The 19,257-nt window shown below is 47.8% G+C and carries 26 protein-coding genes; 19 read left to right on the top strand and 7 right to left on the bottom strand.

Features of this window, described 5'->3' with window-relative positions; genetic code table 11:
• Window positions 1–30: 30 nt before the first annotated feature.
• The 3 genes from OWN49_RS14920 to OWN49_RS14910 all read right to left on the bottom strand — a co-directional run bounded on the left by OWN49_RS14920 (window position 31) and on the right by OWN49_RS14910 (window position 1,922).
• On the bottom strand, window positions 31–237 hold the full coding sequence (locus OWN49_RS14920) for a YqzH family protein (protein WP_003153294.1): 207 nt from the start codon (window positions 235–237) through the stop codon (window positions 31–33).
• 99 nt (window positions 238–336) lie between these two features.
• The gene (locus OWN49_RS14915) at window positions 337–681 is read right to left on the bottom strand and encodes a YolD-like family protein (protein ID WP_071391657.1); all 345 of its coding nucleotides are present in this window, start codon (window positions 679–681) and stop codon (window positions 337–339) included.
• A gap of 14 nt (window positions 682–695) precedes the next feature.
• On the bottom strand, window positions 696–1,922 hold the full coding sequence (locus OWN49_RS14910; protein WP_077722552.1) for a DNA polymerase IV: 1,227 nt from the start codon (window positions 1,920–1,922) through the stop codon (window positions 696–698).
• A gap of 215 nt (window positions 1,923–2,137) precedes the next feature.
• Between OWN49_RS14910 and OWN49_RS14905 the strand changes: the two genes are divergently transcribed.
• From OWN49_RS14905 to OWN49_RS14885, 5 genes are all read left to right on the top strand, one after another.
• On the top strand, window positions 2,138–2,608 hold the full coding sequence (locus tag OWN49_RS14905; RefSeq protein WP_003153297.1) for a GNAT family N-acetyltransferase: 471 nt from the start codon (window positions 2,138–2,140) through the stop codon (window positions 2,606–2,608).
• A 12-nt stretch (window positions 2,609–2,620) separates the two neighbouring features.
• Window positions 2,621–2,965, top strand: coding sequence for an antibiotic biosynthesis monooxygenase family protein (locus tag OWN49_RS14900; protein WP_003153298.1), 345 nt, complete (start codon window positions 2,621–2,623; stop codon window positions 2,963–2,965).
• Window positions 2,962–3,930 (top strand): GNAT family N-acetyltransferase, encoded by a 969-nt coding sequence (locus OWN49_RS14895; RefSeq protein WP_077722551.1) that lies wholly within the window; start codon window positions 2,962–2,964, stop codon window positions 3,928–3,930. Before OWN49_RS14900 ends, OWN49_RS14895 begins: the two co-directional genes overlap by 4 nt.
• A 72-nt stretch (window positions 3,931–4,002) precedes the next feature.
• Window positions 4,003–4,365 (top strand): iron-sulfur cluster biosynthesis family protein, encoded by a 363-nt coding sequence (locus tag OWN49_RS14890; protein ID WP_014305346.1) that lies wholly within the window; start codon window positions 4,003–4,005, stop codon window positions 4,363–4,365.
• Window positions 4,340–4,579 (top strand): DUF2552 family protein, encoded by a 240-nt coding sequence (locus OWN49_RS14885; RefSeq protein ID WP_003153307.1) that lies wholly within the window; start codon window positions 4,340–4,342, stop codon window positions 4,577–4,579. Before OWN49_RS14890 ends, OWN49_RS14885 begins: the two co-directional genes overlap by 26 nt.
• A gap of 39 nt (window positions 4,580–4,618) precedes the next feature.
• On the opposite strand, the gene OWN49_RS14880 is transcribed toward OWN49_RS14885, so the two are convergent.
• Window positions 4,619–5,533: an alpha/beta hydrolase gene (locus tag OWN49_RS14880; RefSeq protein ID WP_025649815.1), complete on the bottom strand. Its 915-nt coding sequence runs from the start codon at window positions 5,531–5,533 to the stop codon at window positions 4,619–4,621.
• A 122-nt stretch (window positions 5,534–5,655) separates the two neighbouring features.
• Here OWN49_RS14880 and OWN49_RS14875 point away from each other — a divergent pair, with 122 nt between their 5' ends.
• Complete coding sequence (locus OWN49_RS14875) at window positions 5,656–5,880, top strand: YqkE family protein (protein WP_070082061.1); 225 nt, start codon at window positions 5,656–5,658, stop codon at window positions 5,878–5,880.
• A gap of 32 nt (window positions 5,881–5,912) precedes the next feature.
• Here the strand turns inward: OWN49_RS14875 and OWN49_RS14870 are convergent, their stop codons facing one another.
• Window positions 5,913–6,833: an aldo/keto reductase gene (locus OWN49_RS14870; RefSeq protein WP_077722550.1), complete on the bottom strand. Its 921-nt coding sequence runs from the start codon at window positions 6,831–6,833 to the stop codon at window positions 5,913–5,915.
• Window positions 6,834–6,895: 62 nt separating this feature from the next.
• Entirely contained in the window at window positions 6,896–7,018 is a 123-nt protein-coding gene (gene mciZ / locus OWN49_RS14865) for a Z-ring formation inhibitor MciZ (RefSeq protein WP_003153315.1), read from the bottom strand.
• Between the two features lie 78 nt (window positions 7,019–7,096).
• On the opposite strand from mciZ, the gene OWN49_RS14860 reads away from it, so the two are divergent.
• Together OWN49_RS14860 and OWN49_RS14855 are read left to right on the top strand one after the other, a co-directional pair.
• Window positions 7,097–7,651: an NUDIX hydrolase gene (locus OWN49_RS14860; RefSeq protein ID WP_003153317.1), complete on the top strand. Its 555-nt coding sequence runs from the start codon at window positions 7,097–7,099 to the stop codon at window positions 7,649–7,651.
• A complete protein-coding gene (locus OWN49_RS14855; RefSeq protein WP_017418076.1) occupies window positions 7,651–8,814 on the top strand; it encodes a TIGR00375 family protein in 1,164 nt (387 codons plus the stop codon). The genes OWN49_RS14860 and OWN49_RS14855 overlap by 1 nt, the downstream gene beginning before the upstream one ends.
• Window positions 8,815–8,824: 10 nt before the next feature.
• On the opposite strand, the gene OWN49_RS14850 is transcribed toward OWN49_RS14855, so the two are convergent.
• Window positions 8,825–9,178 carry a helix-turn-helix domain-containing protein gene (locus OWN49_RS14850; protein WP_003153320.1) on the bottom strand — a complete coding sequence of 118 codons (354 nt, stop codon included), beginning with the start codon at window positions 9,176–9,178 and terminating at the stop codon, window positions 8,825–8,827.
• Between the two features lie 176 nt (window positions 9,179–9,354).
• Here OWN49_RS14850 and OWN49_RS14845 point away from each other — a divergent pair, with 176 nt between their 5' ends.
• The 11 genes from OWN49_RS14845 (at window position 9,355) to deoB (ending at window position 19,247) form a co-directional block, all read left to right on the top strand.
• Entirely contained in the window at window positions 9,355–10,344 is a 990-nt protein-coding gene (locus OWN49_RS14845; RefSeq protein ID WP_003153321.1) for a type I asparaginase, read from the top strand.
• Window positions 10,345–10,381: 37 nt separating this feature from the next.
• Window positions 10,382–11,809, top strand: a complete 1,428-nt coding sequence (gene aspA / locus OWN49_RS14840; RefSeq protein WP_003153322.1) for an aspartate ammonia-lyase — start codon at window positions 10,382–10,384, stop codon at window positions 11,807–11,809.
• 141 nt (window positions 11,810–11,950) lie between these two features.
• Window positions 11,951–13,357: a Na+/H+ antiporter NhaC gene (nhaC, locus tag OWN49_RS14835; RefSeq protein ID WP_077722549.1), complete on the top strand. Its 1,407-nt coding sequence runs from the start codon at window positions 11,951–11,953 to the stop codon at window positions 13,355–13,357.
• Between the two features lie 12 nt (window positions 13,358–13,369).
• Window positions 13,370–14,683 carry an NAD-dependent malic enzyme gene (locus OWN49_RS14830; RefSeq protein WP_176283408.1) on the top strand — a complete coding sequence of 438 codons (1,314 nt, stop codon included), beginning with the start codon at window positions 13,370–13,372 and terminating at the stop codon, window positions 14,681–14,683.
• A 112-nt stretch (window positions 14,684–14,795) separates the two neighbouring features.
• Window positions 14,796–15,086, top strand: a complete 291-nt coding sequence (locus OWN49_RS14825) for a hypothetical protein (protein WP_003153325.1) — start codon at window positions 14,796–14,798, stop codon at window positions 15,084–15,086.
• Window positions 15,087–15,143: 57 nt separating this feature from the next.
• Window positions 15,144–15,371, top strand: a complete 228-nt coding sequence (locus OWN49_RS14820; protein ID WP_003153326.1) for a hypothetical protein — start codon at window positions 15,144–15,146, stop codon at window positions 15,369–15,371.
• A 76-nt stretch (window positions 15,372–15,447) separates the two neighbouring features.
• The gene (gene spoIIM / locus OWN49_RS14815) at window positions 15,448–16,092 is read left to right on the top strand and encodes a stage II sporulation protein M (RefSeq protein WP_077722547.1); all 645 of its coding nucleotides are present in this window, start codon (window positions 15,448–15,450) and stop codon (window positions 16,090–16,092) included.
• Between the two features lie 112 nt (window positions 16,093–16,204).
• The gene (gene fur / locus OWN49_RS14810) at window positions 16,205–16,654 is read left to right on the top strand and encodes a ferric iron uptake transcriptional regulator (RefSeq protein ID WP_003153330.1); all 450 of its coding nucleotides are present in this window, start codon (window positions 16,205–16,207) and stop codon (window positions 16,652–16,654) included.
• A gap of 114 nt (window positions 16,655–16,768) precedes the next feature.
• Window positions 16,769–16,996 carry a YqzK family protein gene (locus OWN49_RS14805; protein ID WP_003153331.1) on the top strand — a complete coding sequence of 76 codons (228 nt, stop codon included), beginning with the start codon at window positions 16,769–16,771 and terminating at the stop codon, window positions 16,994–16,996.
• Window positions 16,997–17,003: 7 nt separating this feature from the next.
• A complete protein-coding gene (gene xerD, locus OWN49_RS14800; RefSeq protein WP_012117897.1) occupies window positions 17,004–17,894 on the top strand; it encodes a site-specific tyrosine recombinase XerD in 891 nt (296 codons plus the stop codon).
• A 168-nt stretch (window positions 17,895–18,062) separates the two neighbouring features.
• Window positions 18,063–19,247 (top strand): phosphopentomutase, encoded by a 1,185-nt coding sequence (gene deoB, locus OWN49_RS14795; protein ID WP_003153338.1) that lies wholly within the window; start codon window positions 18,063–18,065, stop codon window positions 19,245–19,247.
• Window positions 19,248–19,257: the final 10 nt, after the last annotated feature.

The following is a 19,257-nucleotide window of genomic DNA, read 5'->3' as shown; positions in this document are numbered from 1 at the left end:
CCCTTATCGCCCAGTGCATAAACGTCCGTGTCAGGAAAACTGCCCCTGATTGGTGACGTAATCGTAGATAATATCTTCTACATGGGCATGGAGATCCTCATCGGGTTCTTCATTCCTTCTTTCTTCTAAAGCTTTTTTTAAACTCTGTTTTTCATAGGGGCTCAGCGGATCTGTCGACACATTCCGTCCATACTGGCGGAGGGCTTGTCCCAGCATTTTTTCTATAAATTGATCCATCATATATTCTCCTATTCTTGTCATTCATCTTTATTCTACTAAATATCATGTGATCCTCCCACTCTTCTATCATATTTTCTGTCAGGACGATTTAGGCTCTTATTCCAGTTCAGCCGAGAGAATAAGATGAAACGGCAGCGTTAACGCATCTTCATCGTTTATGATTTTTAAACGTTTTTCGTCATGCCTCACTTGTTTTACCCATCCCCAAAAGCGGCGGGGGCCGTGTGCTGAAGCATAGGTGACCGAGATGGCTCTGTCTTCTTCAATCGACGCCGCAATGATGCGGTTCATGTCGTTCAGTTGCTCTTCGCTCAGTTCCGGAGGCCGGAATTCCCGTTCTTTTCGTTTTTTTGCAAGCAGCTGCTCCCGATGTTCGGGCAGCATCATCCGGCTTGATTCCCACATGACATTATACCCGGGTGTTAATTTGTTCGGATTCATGTATATCACCTCAATTATTTGTAATGCCCGCCGATTTTTTCAGCCCGGTGAAAGGCTTGGCCGGCCTCTGTCAGTGAAGCGGCATGGAGGAGCGACGCAGGACCGTACCGCTCATGAATATCATCCAATACTTTGCCGAGACTGATCTTTTTTTCCTGAGCATCAAACAGGCTCAGCTGAACATAATCACAGGGCTCCAGCTGGGAAAGGGAGACGCCGGCGCTGCGGACGGGCTCACCGTTCCAATGCTCTTTGAAGAGCTTGACCGCCGCTTTAAAAATATCCATTCCGAAATTAGTCGGAGAGACCAGCTTTCTCTGTCTGTGAAAACCTGAAGGGAATTCAAAATCAGCGCCTCTGATGCTGACCGAAACCGTATGGCCGATGTATTGTTTGAAACGGGCGCGGCGGGCCACTTCTTCGCTTAACTCCAGCAGCACGACTTTGATATCCTCAAAGCGGCTGTAGTCTCTCGGGAGGGTCATGTTATGGCCGATCGCTTTTTGCCGGCTGTGCGTGTTGACGGTGACCGGAGAGGGATCGATGCCGCGGGCTGTCCGCTGAAGCAATTCGCCGTTAATGCCCCAGCGTTTTTTCAGCAGTTCGGCGGGGTGCCCGGCAAGCCCGCCGATTGTGCTGATGCCCATCCGTCTTAAATGATGCTCCATCCGTTTTCCGATGCCGAATAATTTTCCGACCGGCAGCGGCCACAGATCCTCCCTGATATTTGACATATCCAATCTGTAGATGCCGGATGCGTTTTTTTTGGCAAAATGGTCGCAAGCCATTTTCGCGAGCGCCTTATTCGGTCCGATGCCGACACGGGCATAAATTCCGAATTCACGCAAAATCGCTTGCTGAATGCTTTCGGCAATTGTAAAAGGATCACCGAACAGCCGCCTGCTTCCGGTCACGTCGAGAAACTGCTCATCGATGGAGTAGGGTTCTACAAGATCGGTATATCGTTCAAACAGTTCGGTAATCATGACGGATACATCAATATACCGCTGCATCCGCGGACGGACAATAACGGCGTCGGGACATTTGGCCTGCGCTTCCCACAGCCGTTCGGCATTTTTTACGCCGTATCGTTTGGCGAGCGGACAAGCCGCAAGCACGACGCCGCTGCGTCTTTCGGGATCTCCCGAGACAATCACGGGCCGGCTTTTGAGATGAGGCGCTTCCGCTTTTTCTACAGACGCATAAAACGATTGCATATCAACAAGAAGAATATCAGCCATAAAAAAACCTCCGGGAACATTTGTTCTTTTTTTCATTGTACCCGAACAATGATCACGTTTATACTGGTAAATCATTCCCCGGCTGGAAGACGTGCTGATTCGTTTGCTTGAAAAGAAATCATTTACAATTGCAAACAACCCACATATAATTTTTTATATTCCAATGAGAAGAGCTGACATTCATTTTGCCGGACGAAAAGGAGAGTCAATCGATAATGGATATTCGAACAATTACCTCTGAAGACTATGAAATGGTTACGTCTGTTTTGAATGAATGGTGGGGCGGCAGGCAGATGAAAGACAAACTGCCGCGCTTGTTTTTTGAACATTTTCAGGACACAAGCTTTATCACGTACGGGCCGGAGGGAATGACCGGTTTTTTAATCGGTTTTCAGTCACAATCAGACCCTGAGACAGCCTACATTCATTTTTCCGGTGTGCATCCGGATTTCAGAAAAATGCAAATTGGAAAACAGCTCTACGATCGATTTATGGAGACGGTGAAAAAAAGGGGCTGCACAAAAGTCAATTGCGTGACGGCGCCTGTCAATAAAGTATCAATCGCTTATCATACAAAATTAGGCTTTGAAGTTGAAAAAGGAACCAAAACCGTAAACGGAATCCCTGTTTTTGCGAATTATGACGGTCCGGGAGAAGACCGGATTCTGTTTGTGAAATATATGTAGAGGGGGATGAATATGGGTTTTTTAGCTGACACGCCCAAACCGCCCTATTATGCGGTCATTTTTTCATCAATAAAGGGAAAATATGATGAGGAATATGAGCATACGGCAGAGCGCATGATGAATTTGGCAGGCGGACAGCCGGGCTTTTTAGGCGCGGAAAGCGTTCGGGAGGAAAACGGCTGCGGCATCACGGTTTCCTACTGGGACAGCCTGGAGGCGATTAAAAGGTGGAAAGACCATACTGACCACCGGGCGGCAAAACAAAAAGGAAAAAGCGCCTGGTATGAAGCGTACGCGGTCCGCATTACGAAGACGGAGTCACAGCGAATGTTTGCGTCAAAAGGGGCGGAAGATTGATTACATTTTTACGGCATACACAAGAACAGACGGCGCGGGAAATTGCGGCGGTTCAACGTTGCTCTTATCAAAAAGAAGCCGAGCTGATCGGCTTTTTCGGCATTCCAGCCCTGCATGAAACACCCGGTGACATACAGAGGTCACGGGAGACGTTTGCCGGTTTCAAGGAAAAAGATCGGCTTGCAGGCGTCATTTCGTATGAAAAAAAGGGGTATGACCTTGTCATATGCAGGCTGACGGTGCACCCGTCCGCCTTTCGGAAAGGAATCGGACGGGCACTTATTCAATTTGTGATAGATCAAAACCGGGACGCCCAAAAAATAGAGGCGGCTACCGCCAGTCAAAACGTTCCGGCAGTCTCTCTCTATTTAAAAACCGGGTTCACAGAAGCCGGACAGACAGAGACGCCGGAAGGGCTGACCCTCTCGTTTTTTCATCTTTATCCGAAGAGGAAAGCGGAAGTTGTTCCGTACAAGCCGGAATGGAAAGAGATGTTTGAAAGAGAGAAGGCGGACTTGATCCGAATCTTCGGCCCCGCTCTTCATTCTGTCAGCCATATCGGCAGCACCTCCATCCCGGGAATGGCCGCAAAACCCGTCATTGATATACTGGCGGAGGTTAAAGATATTTCGGACGCTGACCGATTCAGTCCGCAGCTGGAAGCACTCGGCTATGAGGCGAAAGGAGAAAACGGGATAGAGGGCCGGCGTTTCTTTCAAAAAGGCGGCAGCAAGCGCACACACCACATCCACATATACGAAACAGGCCATCCGGATGTGAAGCGTCATCTGCTGTTCCGGGATTACCTCACTGCAAAGCCTGAAAAAGCGGTTCAATACATGGAACTGAAACGGCGGCTCGCAAAGGCATACCCATACGATATGGAAAAGTATAGTGAAGGGAAAAATGACTGGATCAAGGCGGCTGAACAAGAGGCAAAGGACTGGGAGAGCAGGCTGCTGTAAAGAAAGCAGAAACAATGCATACAGCGGCTCCGGTATGCTACAATGGCGAAAATGAAAAACGGAGGATCATCTATGCAAATACATGTGACGGATGCGGCGAAACACACACTTCAGCAGGCGATGGACGCCAACCCGGGAAAAAAAGCGCAGCTCCGCTATGACGCAGAAGGCTGCGGGTGCGCGGTGAGCGGCGTGCCGACCATCTGGCTGGCGGACGAATTAACGGGACAATGCGAGGCCATTGAAACCAACGGACTTCCGCTTTACATCCAGACCTCACAAAAAGTGTTTTTTGACGAGGAAATGACAATCGATTACAATGAAAAGGCAAAAACGCTCGTCTTAAAAAGCCCGGCAGAGATGCTGAGCCCGAGAATGAGCATATTAGTAAAGCAGGGAGAAACGGAAAGTGAATCAAAAGCTGAAAGCCATTAAACAGACGGCACAGCATAAAACGTGGGTATCCTTTCTGAACAACAACCACCCGTACAGTCTGCTGCACTGGTCCATCGGAGGCGCTGAATCCGTTCAGAAGGATGTCTGGCTGCTTCAGGATGAGATGACCTTCAAAGCGCAGGAGTTTACGACAATCGACCTCGCCATTGACTGGATCGGAGAAAATATGGACGGGATTACCGACGTTTTATGACGGGAAAGCGAAAGAACCAGCATACGTTCTTTCGCTTTTTTACGTTTGCGTCATGGTATCTAAAAAGGTTTGAACGGCTTTGCGGTAGCTCTCCGGATTTTTGGTGTACGACATGGCATGCCCGCCCGATTCGGCCAGATAGAGCATCTTCGGGCCGCGTTTTCTGCGGTGCAGCAATTCGGAAGAAGCGGGAGGTATATAATCATCTTCCTTACTGTGAATAAACAGCACGGGCTGCCGGATTCGGCTGATAACCGATAAAGGCGATACATCACGGATACGGTATCCTTCTCTCATCCGCAAAAAGAAATCAGCCAAAGGCAGAAGCGGCCACGGAGGCAGCCGGAACTCCCGCTTCAGCCTGTAGGCGAGCTGATCGCGAAAGCTTGCGAACGGACAGTCCGCAATATAAAAATCAGCGCCGTTTTCATCCTGATGCCCGCCCGCGTATAATAAGGCCGTCACCGCTCCCATCGATTCCCCGTGGATGCCGATTTGACCGCCGTCTCCCGTTTTGTGTCTCACCCAATTCACCGCTTCTTCCAAATCATCTTTTTCAAAATAGCCGTAGCTCGTCGTTCTGCCGCCGCTTTTTCCGTGCCCGCGGTGGTCATATACGAGCACATTCCAGCCTAAATCTAAAAATAAATCCATGTATTTCAATGAATTGAACGAATTTACGGTAACGCCGTGACAAATAATCATGGTGTTTGCCGTATGATGCGGGGCGACGTAAAAGCCTTTGATCTCATACCCGTGGCGTGACAGGATGACGGCCTCTTCTTTTTCCATGGCCTGAAAGGAATCAAATCTATCATGCCCGTCGGCCGTTTCTTTTTTCATGATATCTTCATCCGTCTTTTTCTTCATAAACATAATCAGATTCGTAAAAGCGAATCCGGCAGCCAAAAAGACTGCGCAAGCCGAACCGAACACCGCCAGCCATTTTTTCACACAGGCACCCTCCTTTCATATGAAAAATCCTTCCTCCGGCTTTTCAGGACCGTGAACGTTGCCGGCCTCCGGCGCTCCGTGGTACACTTGCTTCACCATATTCAGATACGGGGGGCGTAATGATGAAAAAGCAGCTGCCTAAAGAAAAACACAGCTTAAAAGACGATCTGGGGGAAGATCTGAAGGCCAGGCTTTTGCAAATGAAAAGTGAGCTGAAGGAAGAAGACGAGAAAAAACAGGCGCAGCAAAAAGCGGAACAAATCAGAAAACGAAAAGAAAAAGAAAAAAATAAAAGCTTTGAAGAGCTGCTGAATGAAAGCAGTCTCGATTGGCACAAATATAAATAAACCGGCATCTGACAAGGTGCCGGTTTTATTGTTTAAGAACGATGGGCTTCGTATACGTCCCGTTTTGTATGGTATTGCAGGGCTTTGATTTCCTGGCTGCTTAAACGCCGGGCCTCTGCAGCCGAACAGTTTTCTCTCAGCTGCTCAAGTGAGCTGGCTCCGGTGATGACAGAAGCGACGGCCGGCTGTGACAGTAAGTATTGAAGGGAAAGCTCCGTCATGCTCAAGTCAGGTGCGGCAGCGCTGATCGCTTTTTTGGTTTCTTCCAGTTCCGCAAAAGAATATGTTAAATAGCCGTTCTCTTTTACGCTTGCGGCTGCTTGATCAAGCGGTTTTTTCGTAAGAAGCCCTTTAGCGACAGGCCCTCTGGCGACAACGCTGATTCCGTTCTCCTCTAAAAGGGGAAGCCACTCCTCGGGACGCCGGTCCAGCAGGCTGTATTGCATCATAACGCTGGTGATATTTGATTTTTTCACATATTCTTTAATGACATTCGGACGAATCGAGGAAATGCCGTAATACCGGATGACGCCTTCCTGTTTTAAGTCCTCAAACGCTTCGATCGTTTTGTCAATATGATCTTCCATCGTGCCGCCATGCAGCTGATAAAGGTCGATATAGTCCGTTTTCAGCCGGCGCAGACTGTTTTTGACCGCTTCTTTTATGTATCCTTTGGAAGCATCCCAATGCCAGCCGTCTTTATCATCATTCCAGCGGTTTCCGGCTTTCGTGGCTAAAATGATGTCGTGCCTGCGGTTTTTGACGGCCTCCCCGACAATTTCCTCATTTCTGCCGAAATCATAAAGATCAGCGGTATCTAAATAATTGATTCCAAGCTCGATCGCTTCATCCAAAATAGACAGCGCTTCAGCTTTATCTGTGCCCAGCGACATACAGCCGAGCCCGATTTCGCTTATTTCTAAATCAGAATGTCCCAGTGTGCGTTTTCTCATCGTTTCGCTCCTTTTTATAGTCTTTTATTGACCGTAATATAAAGGCGCGAAGTTTTCAACTGTTAAGGCCCGGTGATCCAATCTCCGACATAGCGGAATGTCCGTCCGTATTCTTTCAGTTTAGCCCGCACTTCCCACGCCTTTCCGACCAATACGATACTTTTATCCTTCCGATACACCTTCAATCGAAAAGCACCTCCCTCTCATGCATGTATGATAAAATATATGAGGCATAATAGAGAGACAGAACGGGAGATGACATGATGAAACATTTAGAAGAAAAAACACTTGCGAAAAAAAAGCTGTATGACGGGAAAGTCATAGATCTTTACTTAGAGGATGTAGAGCTCCCGAACGGAAAAACAAGCAAGCGGGAAATCGTCAAACATCCGGGAGCGGTGGCCGTACTTGCGGTGACCGAGGAAGGAAAAATCATTTTGGTGAACCAGTTCAGAAAGCCGCTGGAACGGACAATCGTTGAAATTCCGGCCGGTAAGCTTGAAAAGGGGGAAGAGCCGGAACATACGGCGTTAAGAGAGCTCGAGGAAGAAACGGGATATACGGCGGAAACCTTGACGAAAATCACCGCTTTTTATACATCACCCGGGTTTGCTGATGAAATCGTGCATCTCTTTCTTGCGGAAGGGCTTTCGCCGCTGGAAGAAAAGCGCGAACTGGATGAGGATGAATTTGTCGAAGTCATGCAGGTCACGCTTGAAGAGGCCGTGAAGCTGATTGAATCCCGCAGGGTGTATGACGCAAAAACGGCGTACGCGATTCAGTATCTCCAGCTGAAAGAAGCGCTGAAGGAAAAATGATGAAAACCATCTATGCGGATCTGCATATTCATATCGGCCGCACCTATACGGGAAAACCGGTCAAAATCACCGGGGCCAAAACGTTGACGCTGCATCGGATTTTAGAAGAGGCCAGTGAGGGGAAGGGAATTGAACTATTGGGCATCATCGACTGCCATTCCCCGGAAGTCATAGAAGAAATCGAGCGCGGAATTGATGAAGGCAGATACCGTGAGCTGAAAGAAGGCGGCATCCGGTATCGGAATACGACGCTTCTGTTGGGCAGTGAGCTTGAAATCTATGATCACACATGCCGCGGGCCGATTCACGTTCTCGTCTTTATGCCGTCTCTTGCCGAAATGAAGATGTTTTCTGAGTGGCTCGCAAAAAGGCTTAAAAATATCCATCTCAGTTCCCAGCGTATTTATGAAACCGGTTTGAATCTTCAAAGGAAAACAAAGGAATTGGGCGGGCTGTTTATTCCCGCCCATATGTTCACCCCGCATAAAAGCCTGTACGGAAAAGGGGTCATATCTTCTTTGACAGAAGTTTTCGACCCGGCGCTCATTGACGCGGCGGAACTCGGGTTAAGCTGTGACACCGACATGGCTTCGCGGGTAACGGAACTTGATCCGTATACATTTTTAACAAATTCTGATGCGCATTCCTTAGGAAAAATCGGCAGAGAATATAATGAAATGCTTCTTAAAGAAGCGAATTTCACGGAATTTTCGCTGGCTTTAAAAGGGAAGGACGGAAGAAAAATCACGGCGAATTACGGGCTGAACCCGAAGCTCGGGAAGTATTACCGGACGGCTTGCGACCGCTGCGGCGGCCCAGTGGAAAAAGGAGCTTCCGCCTGTCCGGAGTGCGGGGGGAAAACAATGACAAAAGGGGTCAGTGAACGGCTGGAGGAACTGAGCGGACCGAAAAAAAGCCGCGTGCCGCGGCCGCCGTATATTCATCAAATCCCGCTGCAGTTCATTCCGGGGGTCGGGCCGAAAACGTTAGACAAACTGAAGCGGGCTTTCGGGACGGAGATGGCGATTCTTCATCAGGCGCAAGAAGAGGAATTGGCGCGTGTCGTCCAGCCTAAAATAGCGGCTGTCATTCATAAAGCGCGCACCGGGCAGCTCGTCCTTGAGGCCGGGGGCGGAGGGACGTACGGCAGAATCAAGCCGTAAAAGCCGGATTTTAGCGGAGCTCCTCCTGCACCTTCTTTTTCGTGCGGACAAACGCAATCAATTCGATGATTTCATCCTGATTCAGCGGCTGTCCGTCAACGGTCAGTGTGCCGCGGCCTTGTGCGGCGTTTGTTAATTCGATGGTCTGGGTAAACGGCTCCGCCTTTTTTTCAGTGCGCCCCAGTAAATCGTCGCACGTCGTGTCAAACAGATCGGCAAGCGTGCCCAGCGCCTCGAATGACGGACGCCGGTATCCTGATTCATACCCGGCGTACGTGCTTTTGGCGATGCCGAGACGGTCAGCCGTATATTGAAGAGACCAATTTTTCTTTTTTCTCAGTTCAGTTAAACGATCTAAATTCATATTCAAAACCGCTCCTTTTCACTTGAGCAAATTATATCATATCGATATGCAAAAGTGTACGCGAATTGAATAATAATCACTTGATTAATTTCAATCGTCTGTCTATAATTTGATTAAAAGTATGCGAAAAGCGAATGCTTAACACATCTTGAGAAATGGATGAAGAGGTGCAGGGTATGAAAAAATTATTGCTGTTAACAACCGGAGGAACAATCGCCTCAGTCGAAGGAGAAAACGGGCTTGCACCCGGGGTGAAAGCAGACGAATTGTTAACCTACGTATCAAAACTTGATAACGATTACACGATGGAAACCCATTCGTTAATGAACATCGACAGCACAAATATGCAGCCTGAATACTGGGCCGAAATCGCAAATGCTGTCAAAGAAAAATATGACGCATATGACGGGTTCGTCATTACGCACGGGACAGACACAATGGCGTATACATCAGCGGCACTGTCTTATATGCTTCAGCATGCTGATAAACCGATCGTCATTACGGGTTCGCAAATCCCGATTACATTTCAAAAAACCGATGCCAAAAAAAATATCACGGACGCGATCCGCTTCGCATGTGAAGGGGTGGGCGGCGTATACGTCGTATTTGACGGCAGAGTCATTCAAGGCACACGCGCCATTAAATTAAGAACGAAAAGCTATGATGCATTTGAGAGCATTAACTATCCGTATATCGCGTTTATTACCGAAAACGGAATTGAATACAACAAACAAGTGCACATGCCAAAAGACGATGCCTTTACGGTCAATACATCACTTTGCACGGACGTGTGCCTGCTCAAGCTCCACCCGGGGCTGAAACCGGAAATGTTTGACGCATTAAAGGGCATGTACAAAGGAATCGTCATTGAAAGCTACGGCAGCGGCGGCGTGCCGTTTGAAGGAAGAGACATTCTCGCCAAAGTCAATGAAATGATTGAAAGCGGCATTGTCGTCGTCATTACGACACAATGTCTTGAAGAAGGAGAGGACATGAGCGTCTATGAAGTCGGCCGAAGAGTCAATCAAGATCTCATTATCCGCTCCAGAAATATGAACACGGAAGCCATCGTGCCGAAATTAATGTGGGCGCTCGGCCAGTCTCACAACTTGGCTGAAGTCAAAAACATTATGGAGACACCGATCGCAGACGACGTTGTACTGTAAAAACATGACTACCACAAAGAGAAAGTAGGGTTTTAGCATGACAAACGCGCAAAAAGAATATCGTCAGGAAAAAGATTTCCTCGGAGAAAAACAAATTGAAGCTGATGTGTATTACGGAATACAAACGCTGCGCGCGAAAGAAAACTTTCCGATTACCGGATACCGCATCCACGAAGAAATGATTAATGCGCTCGCCATCGTCAAAAAAGCGGCGGCGCTTGCCAATATGGATGTAAAACGGCTGTATGAAGGAATCGGAAATGCGATTGTCCAGGCCGCAGATGAAATTCTCGAGGGGAAATGGCATGACCAATTCATCGTCGATCCGATCCAAGGGGGAGCCGGAACGTCCATGAACATGAATGCCAACGAAGTAATCGGCAACAGGGCCCTTGAAATCATGGGCCATAAAAAAGGTGAATACATTCACCTCAGCCCGAACACACACGTCAACATGTCACAATCGACGAACGACGTGTTCCCGACGGCAATCCATATTTCCACCTTAAAACTTTTGGATAAGCTCCTTGATACGATGGCGCATATGCTGAGTGTCTTTAAGGATAAAGCGAAACAATTTGATTCTGTCATTAAAATGGGGCGCACACACCTTCAGGACGCTGTGCCGATCCGTCTCGGACAGGAATTTGAAGCATACAGCCGCGTGCTCGAGCGTGACATAAAGCGAATTAAACAATCCCGCCAGCATCTGTATGAAGTCAACATGGGGGCAACGGCCGTAGGTACGGGACTTAACGCCGATCCGCGCTACATAGAACAGGTTGTAAAGCACCTGGCTGACATCAGCGGACTGCCGCTTGTCGGTGCCGGCCATTTGGTTGACGCCACACAAAACACTGATGCGTATACGGAAGTTTCAGCCGCATTGAAAGTATGCATGATGAACATGTCTAAAATCGCCAACGATCTGCGCTTAATGGCTTCAGGTCCGCGCGCGGGACTTGCGGAAATTTCACTGCCCGCCCGTCAGCCGGGATCATCCATTATGCCTGGGAAGGTCAACCCTGTAATGGCAGAGCTGATCAACCAAATCGCCTTCCAGGTCATCGGGAATGACAATACGATCTGCCTCGCTTCAGAAGCGGGCCAGCTGGAGCTTAACGTAATGGAGCCGGTACTCGTATTTAACCTGCTTCAATCCATCAGCATCATGAATAACGGGTTCCGTTCATTTACCGATCATTGTCTGGCGGGAATTGAAGCCAACGAAAAACGTCTGAAGCAATACGTGGAAAAGAGCGTCGGCGTCATTACAGCGGTCAATCCGCACCTCGGGTATGAAGCGGCTGCGCGAATTGCCCGTGAAGCCATCATGACGGGGCAATCTGTAAGAGATCTTTGCCTTCAAAATGATGTACTGACAGAAGAAGAATTGGATATCATTTTGAATCCGTATGAAATGACAAAACCGGGGATTGCCGGAAAAGATCTATTAGAAAAATAAATTTTAAAGTAACAACAGCCGCCTTTTCACGTTTTTCAGTGAATAGGCGGTTGCCATACAAAGGGATGAGGCAGTATAGTATAATTTGTTATATCATTTGATGAAAGCGTTTTAGCTTTTTTCTTCTAGGGGGATTTTCTTGTGAAAGAGGTCAGATTGCCAAATTTATTGGAAATTATTATCTTATTATTCGGGTTTTTAGCACTTGTCTTATCGTTCACAGTGTTTTTAGACCTGCCGATCCAGCTAGCTCTATTAATATCTTGGTTTTTCGCTATTATTCTCGGAGTCAGGCTGGGATATTCATATAAAGACTTGCAGGATTCGATTGTCACCGGGATATCAAACGGTCTTGAAGCGGTGTTGATTCTTGTTTCGGTCGGTGCGCTCATCGGGACATGGATTGCCGGCGGCGTTGTGCCGACGTTAATTTATTATGGTTTAGAGTTTATTAATCCTCATATTTTCCTTCTGGCTACACTGGTTATCTGTTCCGTTATGTCCGTTGCGACCGGAACGTCGTGGGGAACCGTGGGAACCGCGGGGATCGCCATGATTGCCATCGGAGAGGGAATGGGTATACCGCTTCCGATCGTAGCGGGAGCCGTTTTGTCCGGCGCTTACTTCGGAGACAAGCTTTCACCGCTGTCTGACAGTACGGTGCTTGCCTCCACGCTTTCTAAGGTGGATGTGCTGTCGCACGTCAGAGCGATGATGTATCTGTCAATTCCGTCCTATATTATTACGGCCATTCTATTTACCGTAACGGGATTTATATACGGCGGAAAAAATATTGATCTCGACAAAGTGGAATTTTTAAAGTCTTCATTGCAGAAAACGTTTGATATTCATATATGGATGCTCATTCCGGCTGTTGTCGTCGTTGTCCTTCTGATTTTGAAAAAGCCGTCTATGCCCGTTATCGTCATCGGTGCTTTGCTTGGCGCAATCTGGGCTTCCGTCTTTCAGGGAATGAATTTTGCCGATGCCATTGCGACTGCTTATAATGGTTTTTCTATTAAAACGGACGTCGAATTTTTAAACGGCCTGTTAAACCGCGGAGGCATTACCGGTATGCTGGATACGTTAGTCGTTATTCTGTTCGGTCTCGGTTTTGGGGGAATTCTTGAGAAGCTCGGCGTATTAAAAGTGATTGTCTCAACTTTTGAGAAAAAGCTGACCACACCGGGAAATGTGACGCTTTCGACATTGATCGTCGCCCTTTTAGGAAACATTTTCGGCTGTGCGATGTACGTGTCATTGATCCTGACGCCGAAAATCATGGAGAACAGTTATGATAAACTGAAACTTGACAGAAGAGTTTTATCCCGGAACGCAGAGGTGGGCGGAACGCTTACTTCAGGGATGGTGCCGTGGTCTGATAACGGCATCTATATGGCCGGCATTCTCGGCGTATCCACATTTTCATATCTGCCGTTCATGTGGCTCAGTTTTGTATCTATCGGACTGGCAATATTGTACGGATACACGGGGAAATTCATTTGGTACACGAAAGAAAAATCCTTGCAATCTCAAAAATTGGGTTAGGAGGTTCATTTCATGATTACAAAGCATATGATTCGGACGTTAATGATTGAAACGCCGACTGTTCCCGGAAATCTCGGAAAAGTGGCAACCGCCATCGGAGTGATGGGCGGAGATATCGGGGAAGTTGAAACCGTTAAAGTCGGCCCGAACTACACAATGCGCAACATCACGGTGCAGGCCGAAAATGAAGAGCAGCTGCAGGAAATCATTCAAGCCATTGAAGCTCTCGGGGAAGGCATCCGGCTTCATACAGTTTCAGATGAAGTGCTCTCTGCTCATGAAGGCGGCAAAATTCAAATGAAAAGCAAAATGCCGATCCGGACATTGGCTGAGCTTGGCCGTGTTTATACACCGGGCGTCGCCGATGTGTGCCGACTGATTGAAAACGAGCCTGAAAAAGCGTCCATCTATACGACAATCAGCAATTCTGTCGCCATTGTCACCGACGGCACGGCGATTCTAGGCCTCGGCAATATCGGTTCTGTCGCCGGAATGCCTGTAATGGAAGGGAAAGCCGCGCTTTTTGACCAGCTGGCGGGTATCAGCGGAATTCCGATTTTGCTTGATACCTCTGATCCGGAAGAAATTATTCGCACGGTAAAACACATTTCTCCGGGGTTCAGCGGAATACTGCTTGAAGATATCGGTTCGCCTCACTGCTTTGATATTGAAGACCGCCTGAAAGAAGAACTGGATATTCCGGTTATGCACGATGACCAGCACGGCACGGCGGTCGTCACGCTCGCCGCCGCCATTTCCGCTTGTAAAAGCGCCGCTCTTGATTTAAAAGAAGCGAAGGTCGGACAGATCGGTCTCGGCGCGGCAGGCGTCGCCATCTGCCGCATGTTTATGGCATACGGAGTCAAAGCGGTCTGCGGAACGGACAAGTCAGAAGACGCAATGAACCGCCTCGCTCAGTACGGAGGTCAGCCGCTTGGAAGCATCAAAGATTTAATGGACACGTGTGACATTGTGATCAGCACCACCGGAGTTCCGGGTCTCATTAAAAAAGAGGATGTCAGAAAAGGACATGTCATTCTGGCCTTATCTAATCCGAAGCCGGAGATTGAACCGGAAGACGCATTACAAGCCGGAGCCGCTTATGCAGCCGACGGCCGCTCGGTCAATAATGTTCTCGGCTTCCCGGGGATTTTCCGCGGCGCGCTGAACGCCAAAAGCAAGAAAATCGACCATGAAATGCTTGTGGCGGCCGCAGAAGCCATCGCCTCTTGCACAAAACACGGCGATCTCGTGCCTCAGCCTTTGGATGCGGACGTGCATCAGGCCGTATCAGCAGCCGTAGAACGGGCCGCGGCAGGAAAATAAACAACTCTTACAGTACCGGACATGTGCCGGTGCTGTTTTTTTATCATGAATAGGAAGCGGAATTCTTAGGCAGGCTAACAGATAGCAAAAGACGGAATAAAGAGGTGTCAATGTGGATTATTTTCCGCTGATCCATACAAATATTTGGGATGCTGTGATCGGCGTGCCGGTCGTCTTATGCGTTACACAGCTGATCAAAGTGTTCTGCCGGGTTCCGGGCATATTCGTTCCCACGATTGCCCTTGCTGCCGGAAATGTTGTGTCTATCGTTTTCGGTCACCATGAACACGTGTATGCGGGGATTTTCATGGGGTTTTTTTACGGATACGCCGCTATGGGGAGCTATTCATCTGCCAAAACGTCTCTGCGCGCTTACCGGTCGAAACATGAGCCGTATTCTTGAAGACATCGGGATTTTTTTGTTATGATAAAAAGAGGCAAAAAAAGGAGCGATTGGCACGTGGCGAAGAGCAAAACGAAAAAAATGCGGGAGCATCTCAGAAGAAACGGGATGCGTGACGCAGTCTTGTCAAGGGGGACGGCGCCGTCTTTCAGCACCCATGAAAGAGTGACGAAAACCAAAAAAGACAGGCTTGAAAGAATAAAGCATAAAAAAAGGAACCCCTATGATCACCGGAGTGATGACGGGGGTTCTTTTTTTATGCCCGAATCTCGCGCCTTTCTATGATTTCTCTGTCATGTTTTCTCTTTTCTTTCATACAATCTACTAAATCAAGTCAATAGATTAGCGGGAGGAAAGCGGTATGAGAAAACAATCGTACAAAGAACTGTTTTTTCGCCATGTAAAGGATCATCTGTCACTTTATATATTTGTGTTCGTCTTGTTTTTGATGGGGGTCATTTTCGGGGCGATCATCGTCAACAGCATGACCATCACGCAGAAAGAAGATTTGTATTACTATTTAAGCAAGTTTTTCGGACAGCTGTCTGACGGAAAACATGCCGGCGCTTCAGAAATGTTTTGGCAGGCCGTCTTTCATGATGTAAAATATTTGGGGCTGATGTGGATTCTCGGTATTTCCGTGATCGGTCTTCCGGTTATTTTCATTATGGTGTTTTTAAAAGGAATCGTCGTCGGCTTCACGGTCGGTTTTTTAGTGAATCAAATGGGGATGAACGGGTTTTTCCTGTCATTTATTTCGGTTCTGCCGCAAAACATCGTTCTCATTCCGGCATATCTTATCATGGGGACATGCTCCATCGCTTTTTCACTGAAGCTGATCCGGCAGCTGTTTGTCAAACGCAGCCTTCATGACGCGCCGATCCAATGGTTCGGACGCTACGCCTTCGTACTGATTCTCATCGTTTTCTTCTCGGTCATCGCTTCACTGCTCGAAGCGTACGTGTCTCCGATGTTTATGGAAAAGCTGTCTTCACGCATATTTTAGAATAATTATCACAAAATAATACTTTTATTTATCAGTTTATAATAATTATAGTTGGAACTCTGCGCGTATTTTGTTATAATGAGTCATGGAATGCGGCGTAGGAGGGAAAGACATGGAAAACCGTATTGATCGAATTAAAAAGCAGCTGCACTCGTCAAGCTACAAGCTTACGCCACAGCGGGAAGCAACGGTAAGAGTGCTGCTTGAAAACGAAGAAGACCATTTAAGCGCAGAAGATGTATACCTCCTCGTAAAAGAGAAATCTCCTGAAATTGGTCTCGCTACAGTATATCGTACATTAGAATTATTAACAGAATTAAAAGTCGTTGATAAAATTAACTTCGGGGACGGCGTATCCCGCTACGACCTTCGCAAAGAAGGCGCGGCTCACTTTCATCACCATTTGGTGTGCATGGAGTGCGGAGCCGTCGATGAAATTGAAGAAGATCTGCTTGAAGACGTTGAAGAAGTGATTGAACGTGATTGGAAATTTAAAATTAAAGATCATAGATTGACTTTTCACGGAATCTGCCACCGCTGCCGCGGGGATGAAACAGAGTAAAAGCCTATGAACCTTTTCTGCCAGGAAAGGGTTTTTTGCTGTTTTTATGTATAAAAGCCTTTGAAATTGGCATAAGGTGTACTAACAGCCGCCAAAGAAAGGGTCGATCGAAAGATGGGCAGATTCCTGAAAACAGCCGCGGATACGATCAAAGTGTTTATTCTGTTCACAGGTTTTACCGCGCTGTTCTATTATGCTATGATATGGGTGAATTCAGAGTATGAAAACTATCATCGGTACGATAAACCGGAAGGCTCCGCCGTCAAAGTGGCCAAAACGGAACATGAGGAGAAAGACGGCTGGTTCGGCCGATTGATCTTTTTTTACCAAAACGGGGAGTAGATCAAGAGTGAAGGATCAAATTAAGGATTTCATCCATTATGTGAGGGTTGAAAGAGGGCTGTCCCAAAATACGATGATGTCCTATGAGCGTGATCTGAAAAGTTATTCTCTCTTCTTAACTGAAACCCTTCAGATCACTTCATGGAATGATGTGACCCGTCTTCATATTATTCAATATTTAAAGCATATAAAGGACTCCGGGAAATCCGGCAAGACGTCTGCCAGGCATTTGGCGTCGATCCGGTCTTTTCATCAATTTCTGTTAAGGGAAAAAGCCGCGGATAAAGATCCTTCGGTACATATTGAAACACAAAAAACAGAGCGGACGCTTCCGAAAGTATTGGCGCTTCACGAAGTTGAGCGGTTATTGGACACGCCTAAGCTTGACAGCCCGTTCGGTCTCAGGGATAAAGCCATGCTTGAACTGCTGTACGCAACCGGCATCCGGGTCAGCGAGATGATCGAGCTGAAATTATCCGACGTCCATTTGACGATGGGATTCGTCCGCTGCTTCGGAAAAGGGCGGAAAGAGCGGATTGTGCCGATTGGTGAAGCCGCTTCCCATGCGATAGAAGCATACATTGAAAAAGCCAGAGGGAAATTATTAAAGAAAAACGTAACCGAAGCGCTTTTTCTGAATCATCACGGCAGGCAGATCAGCCGTCAGGGGTTCTGGAAAAACCTGAAAAAAATCGCCCTTGAAGCGGGGATTAAAAAAGAGCTGACACCGCATACGCTCCGGCACTCTTTTGCAACGCACCTGCTTGAAAACGGCGCGGATCTGCGCGCCGTGCAGGAGATGCTCGGACATGCCGATATTTCCACGACGCAAATTTATACGCATGTGACGAAAACAAGGCTGAAGGACGTGTACAAACAGTATCATCCGCGCGCTTAGGAGCCGCTGCCGGAGGGGCCGCGGCTTTTTTTGCCGGATTGGCGGAATACAGAGAAGGTTCTAATTATTTGAATCGGCATTGTCAACAAGAATGTAAACGGTTTATACTTGAGTTGTCTGACCTCTGTAAGCTACAATGGACAGATGGAAGAAAAGGAGGCTTTTATGATGTCTGAATACAAATATAACCGGGTATTTTTGATCGTAATGGATTCTGTCGGAATCGGTGAAGCGCCGGACGCTGCCGATTTTAATGATATAGGCGCAAATACGCTCGGACACATCGCAGAGCACATGAACGGCTTACATATGCCCCATATGGCGCAGCTCGGTCTCGGACTGATCGGAGACATTAAGGGCGTGGAAAAAACGGAGCACCCTCTTGCGTACTACGGAAAAATGCAGGAGGCGTCAAACGGGAAAGATACGATGACGGGGCACTGGGAGATTATGGGCCTCTACATTGAAAAACCGTTTAAAGTGTTCCCGGAAGGATTTCCGGATGAACTTCTTCAGGAACTTGAGCGGCGTTCAGGACGGAAAATCATCGGAAATAAGCCGGCTTCAGGCACGGCGATTCTGGACGAGCTCGGAAAAGAACATATGGAAACGGGTGCGCTGATCGTTTATACATCAGCAGATTCCGTGCTGCAGATTGCGGCTCACGAAGATGTCGTTCCGCTGGAAGAGCTGTACAGCATCTGTGAAACGGCCAGAGAACTGACGCTTGATCCGAAGTACATGGTCGGCCGGATTATCGCAAGACCGTTCGTCGGAGAACCGGGCAGCTTCAAACGCACGCCGAACCGTCATGATTATGCGCTCAAACCGTTCGGCCGCACGGTAATGAACGGAATGAAAGACAGCGGATTAGACGTCATTTCCATCGGCAAAATTTCTGATATTTATGACGGAGAAGGCATTACATCTTCCCGCCGCACGGTATCTAATATGGATGGCATGGACAAAGTGATTGAAACGCTCGGTGAAGAGTTTACGGGCCTGAGCTTTGCCAACCTCGTTGATTTTGACGCGCTGTACGGACACCGCCGCGATCCGGAAGGGTACGGAAAAGCGCTCGAGGAATTCGACGCGAGGCTTCCGGAAGTGTTTGAAAAAATGAAAGAAGACGATCTGCTGATCATCACTGCGGATCACGGCAATGATCCTGTCCATCACGGCACGGATCACACGCGGGAGTATGTGCCGCTTCTTGTTTACAGCAAAAAGCACAAACACACTGAACAGCTGCCGCTTGCGGATACATTTGCCGATATCGGCGCAACCATTGCGGATAATTTCAAAACGGAAAAGCCGGAATATGGAAAAAGCTTTTTATCAAGATTACAGTAGGGGGACTTTT

Origin of the sequence: Bacillus sp. NEAU-242-2 (assembly GCF_027853835.1) — a bacterium.
GTDB classification, from domain to species: Bacteria; Bacillota; Bacilli; order Bacillales; family Bacillaceae; genus Bacillus; species Bacillus velezensis.
This window is presented reverse-complemented; position numbering and strand designations above follow the sequence as displayed.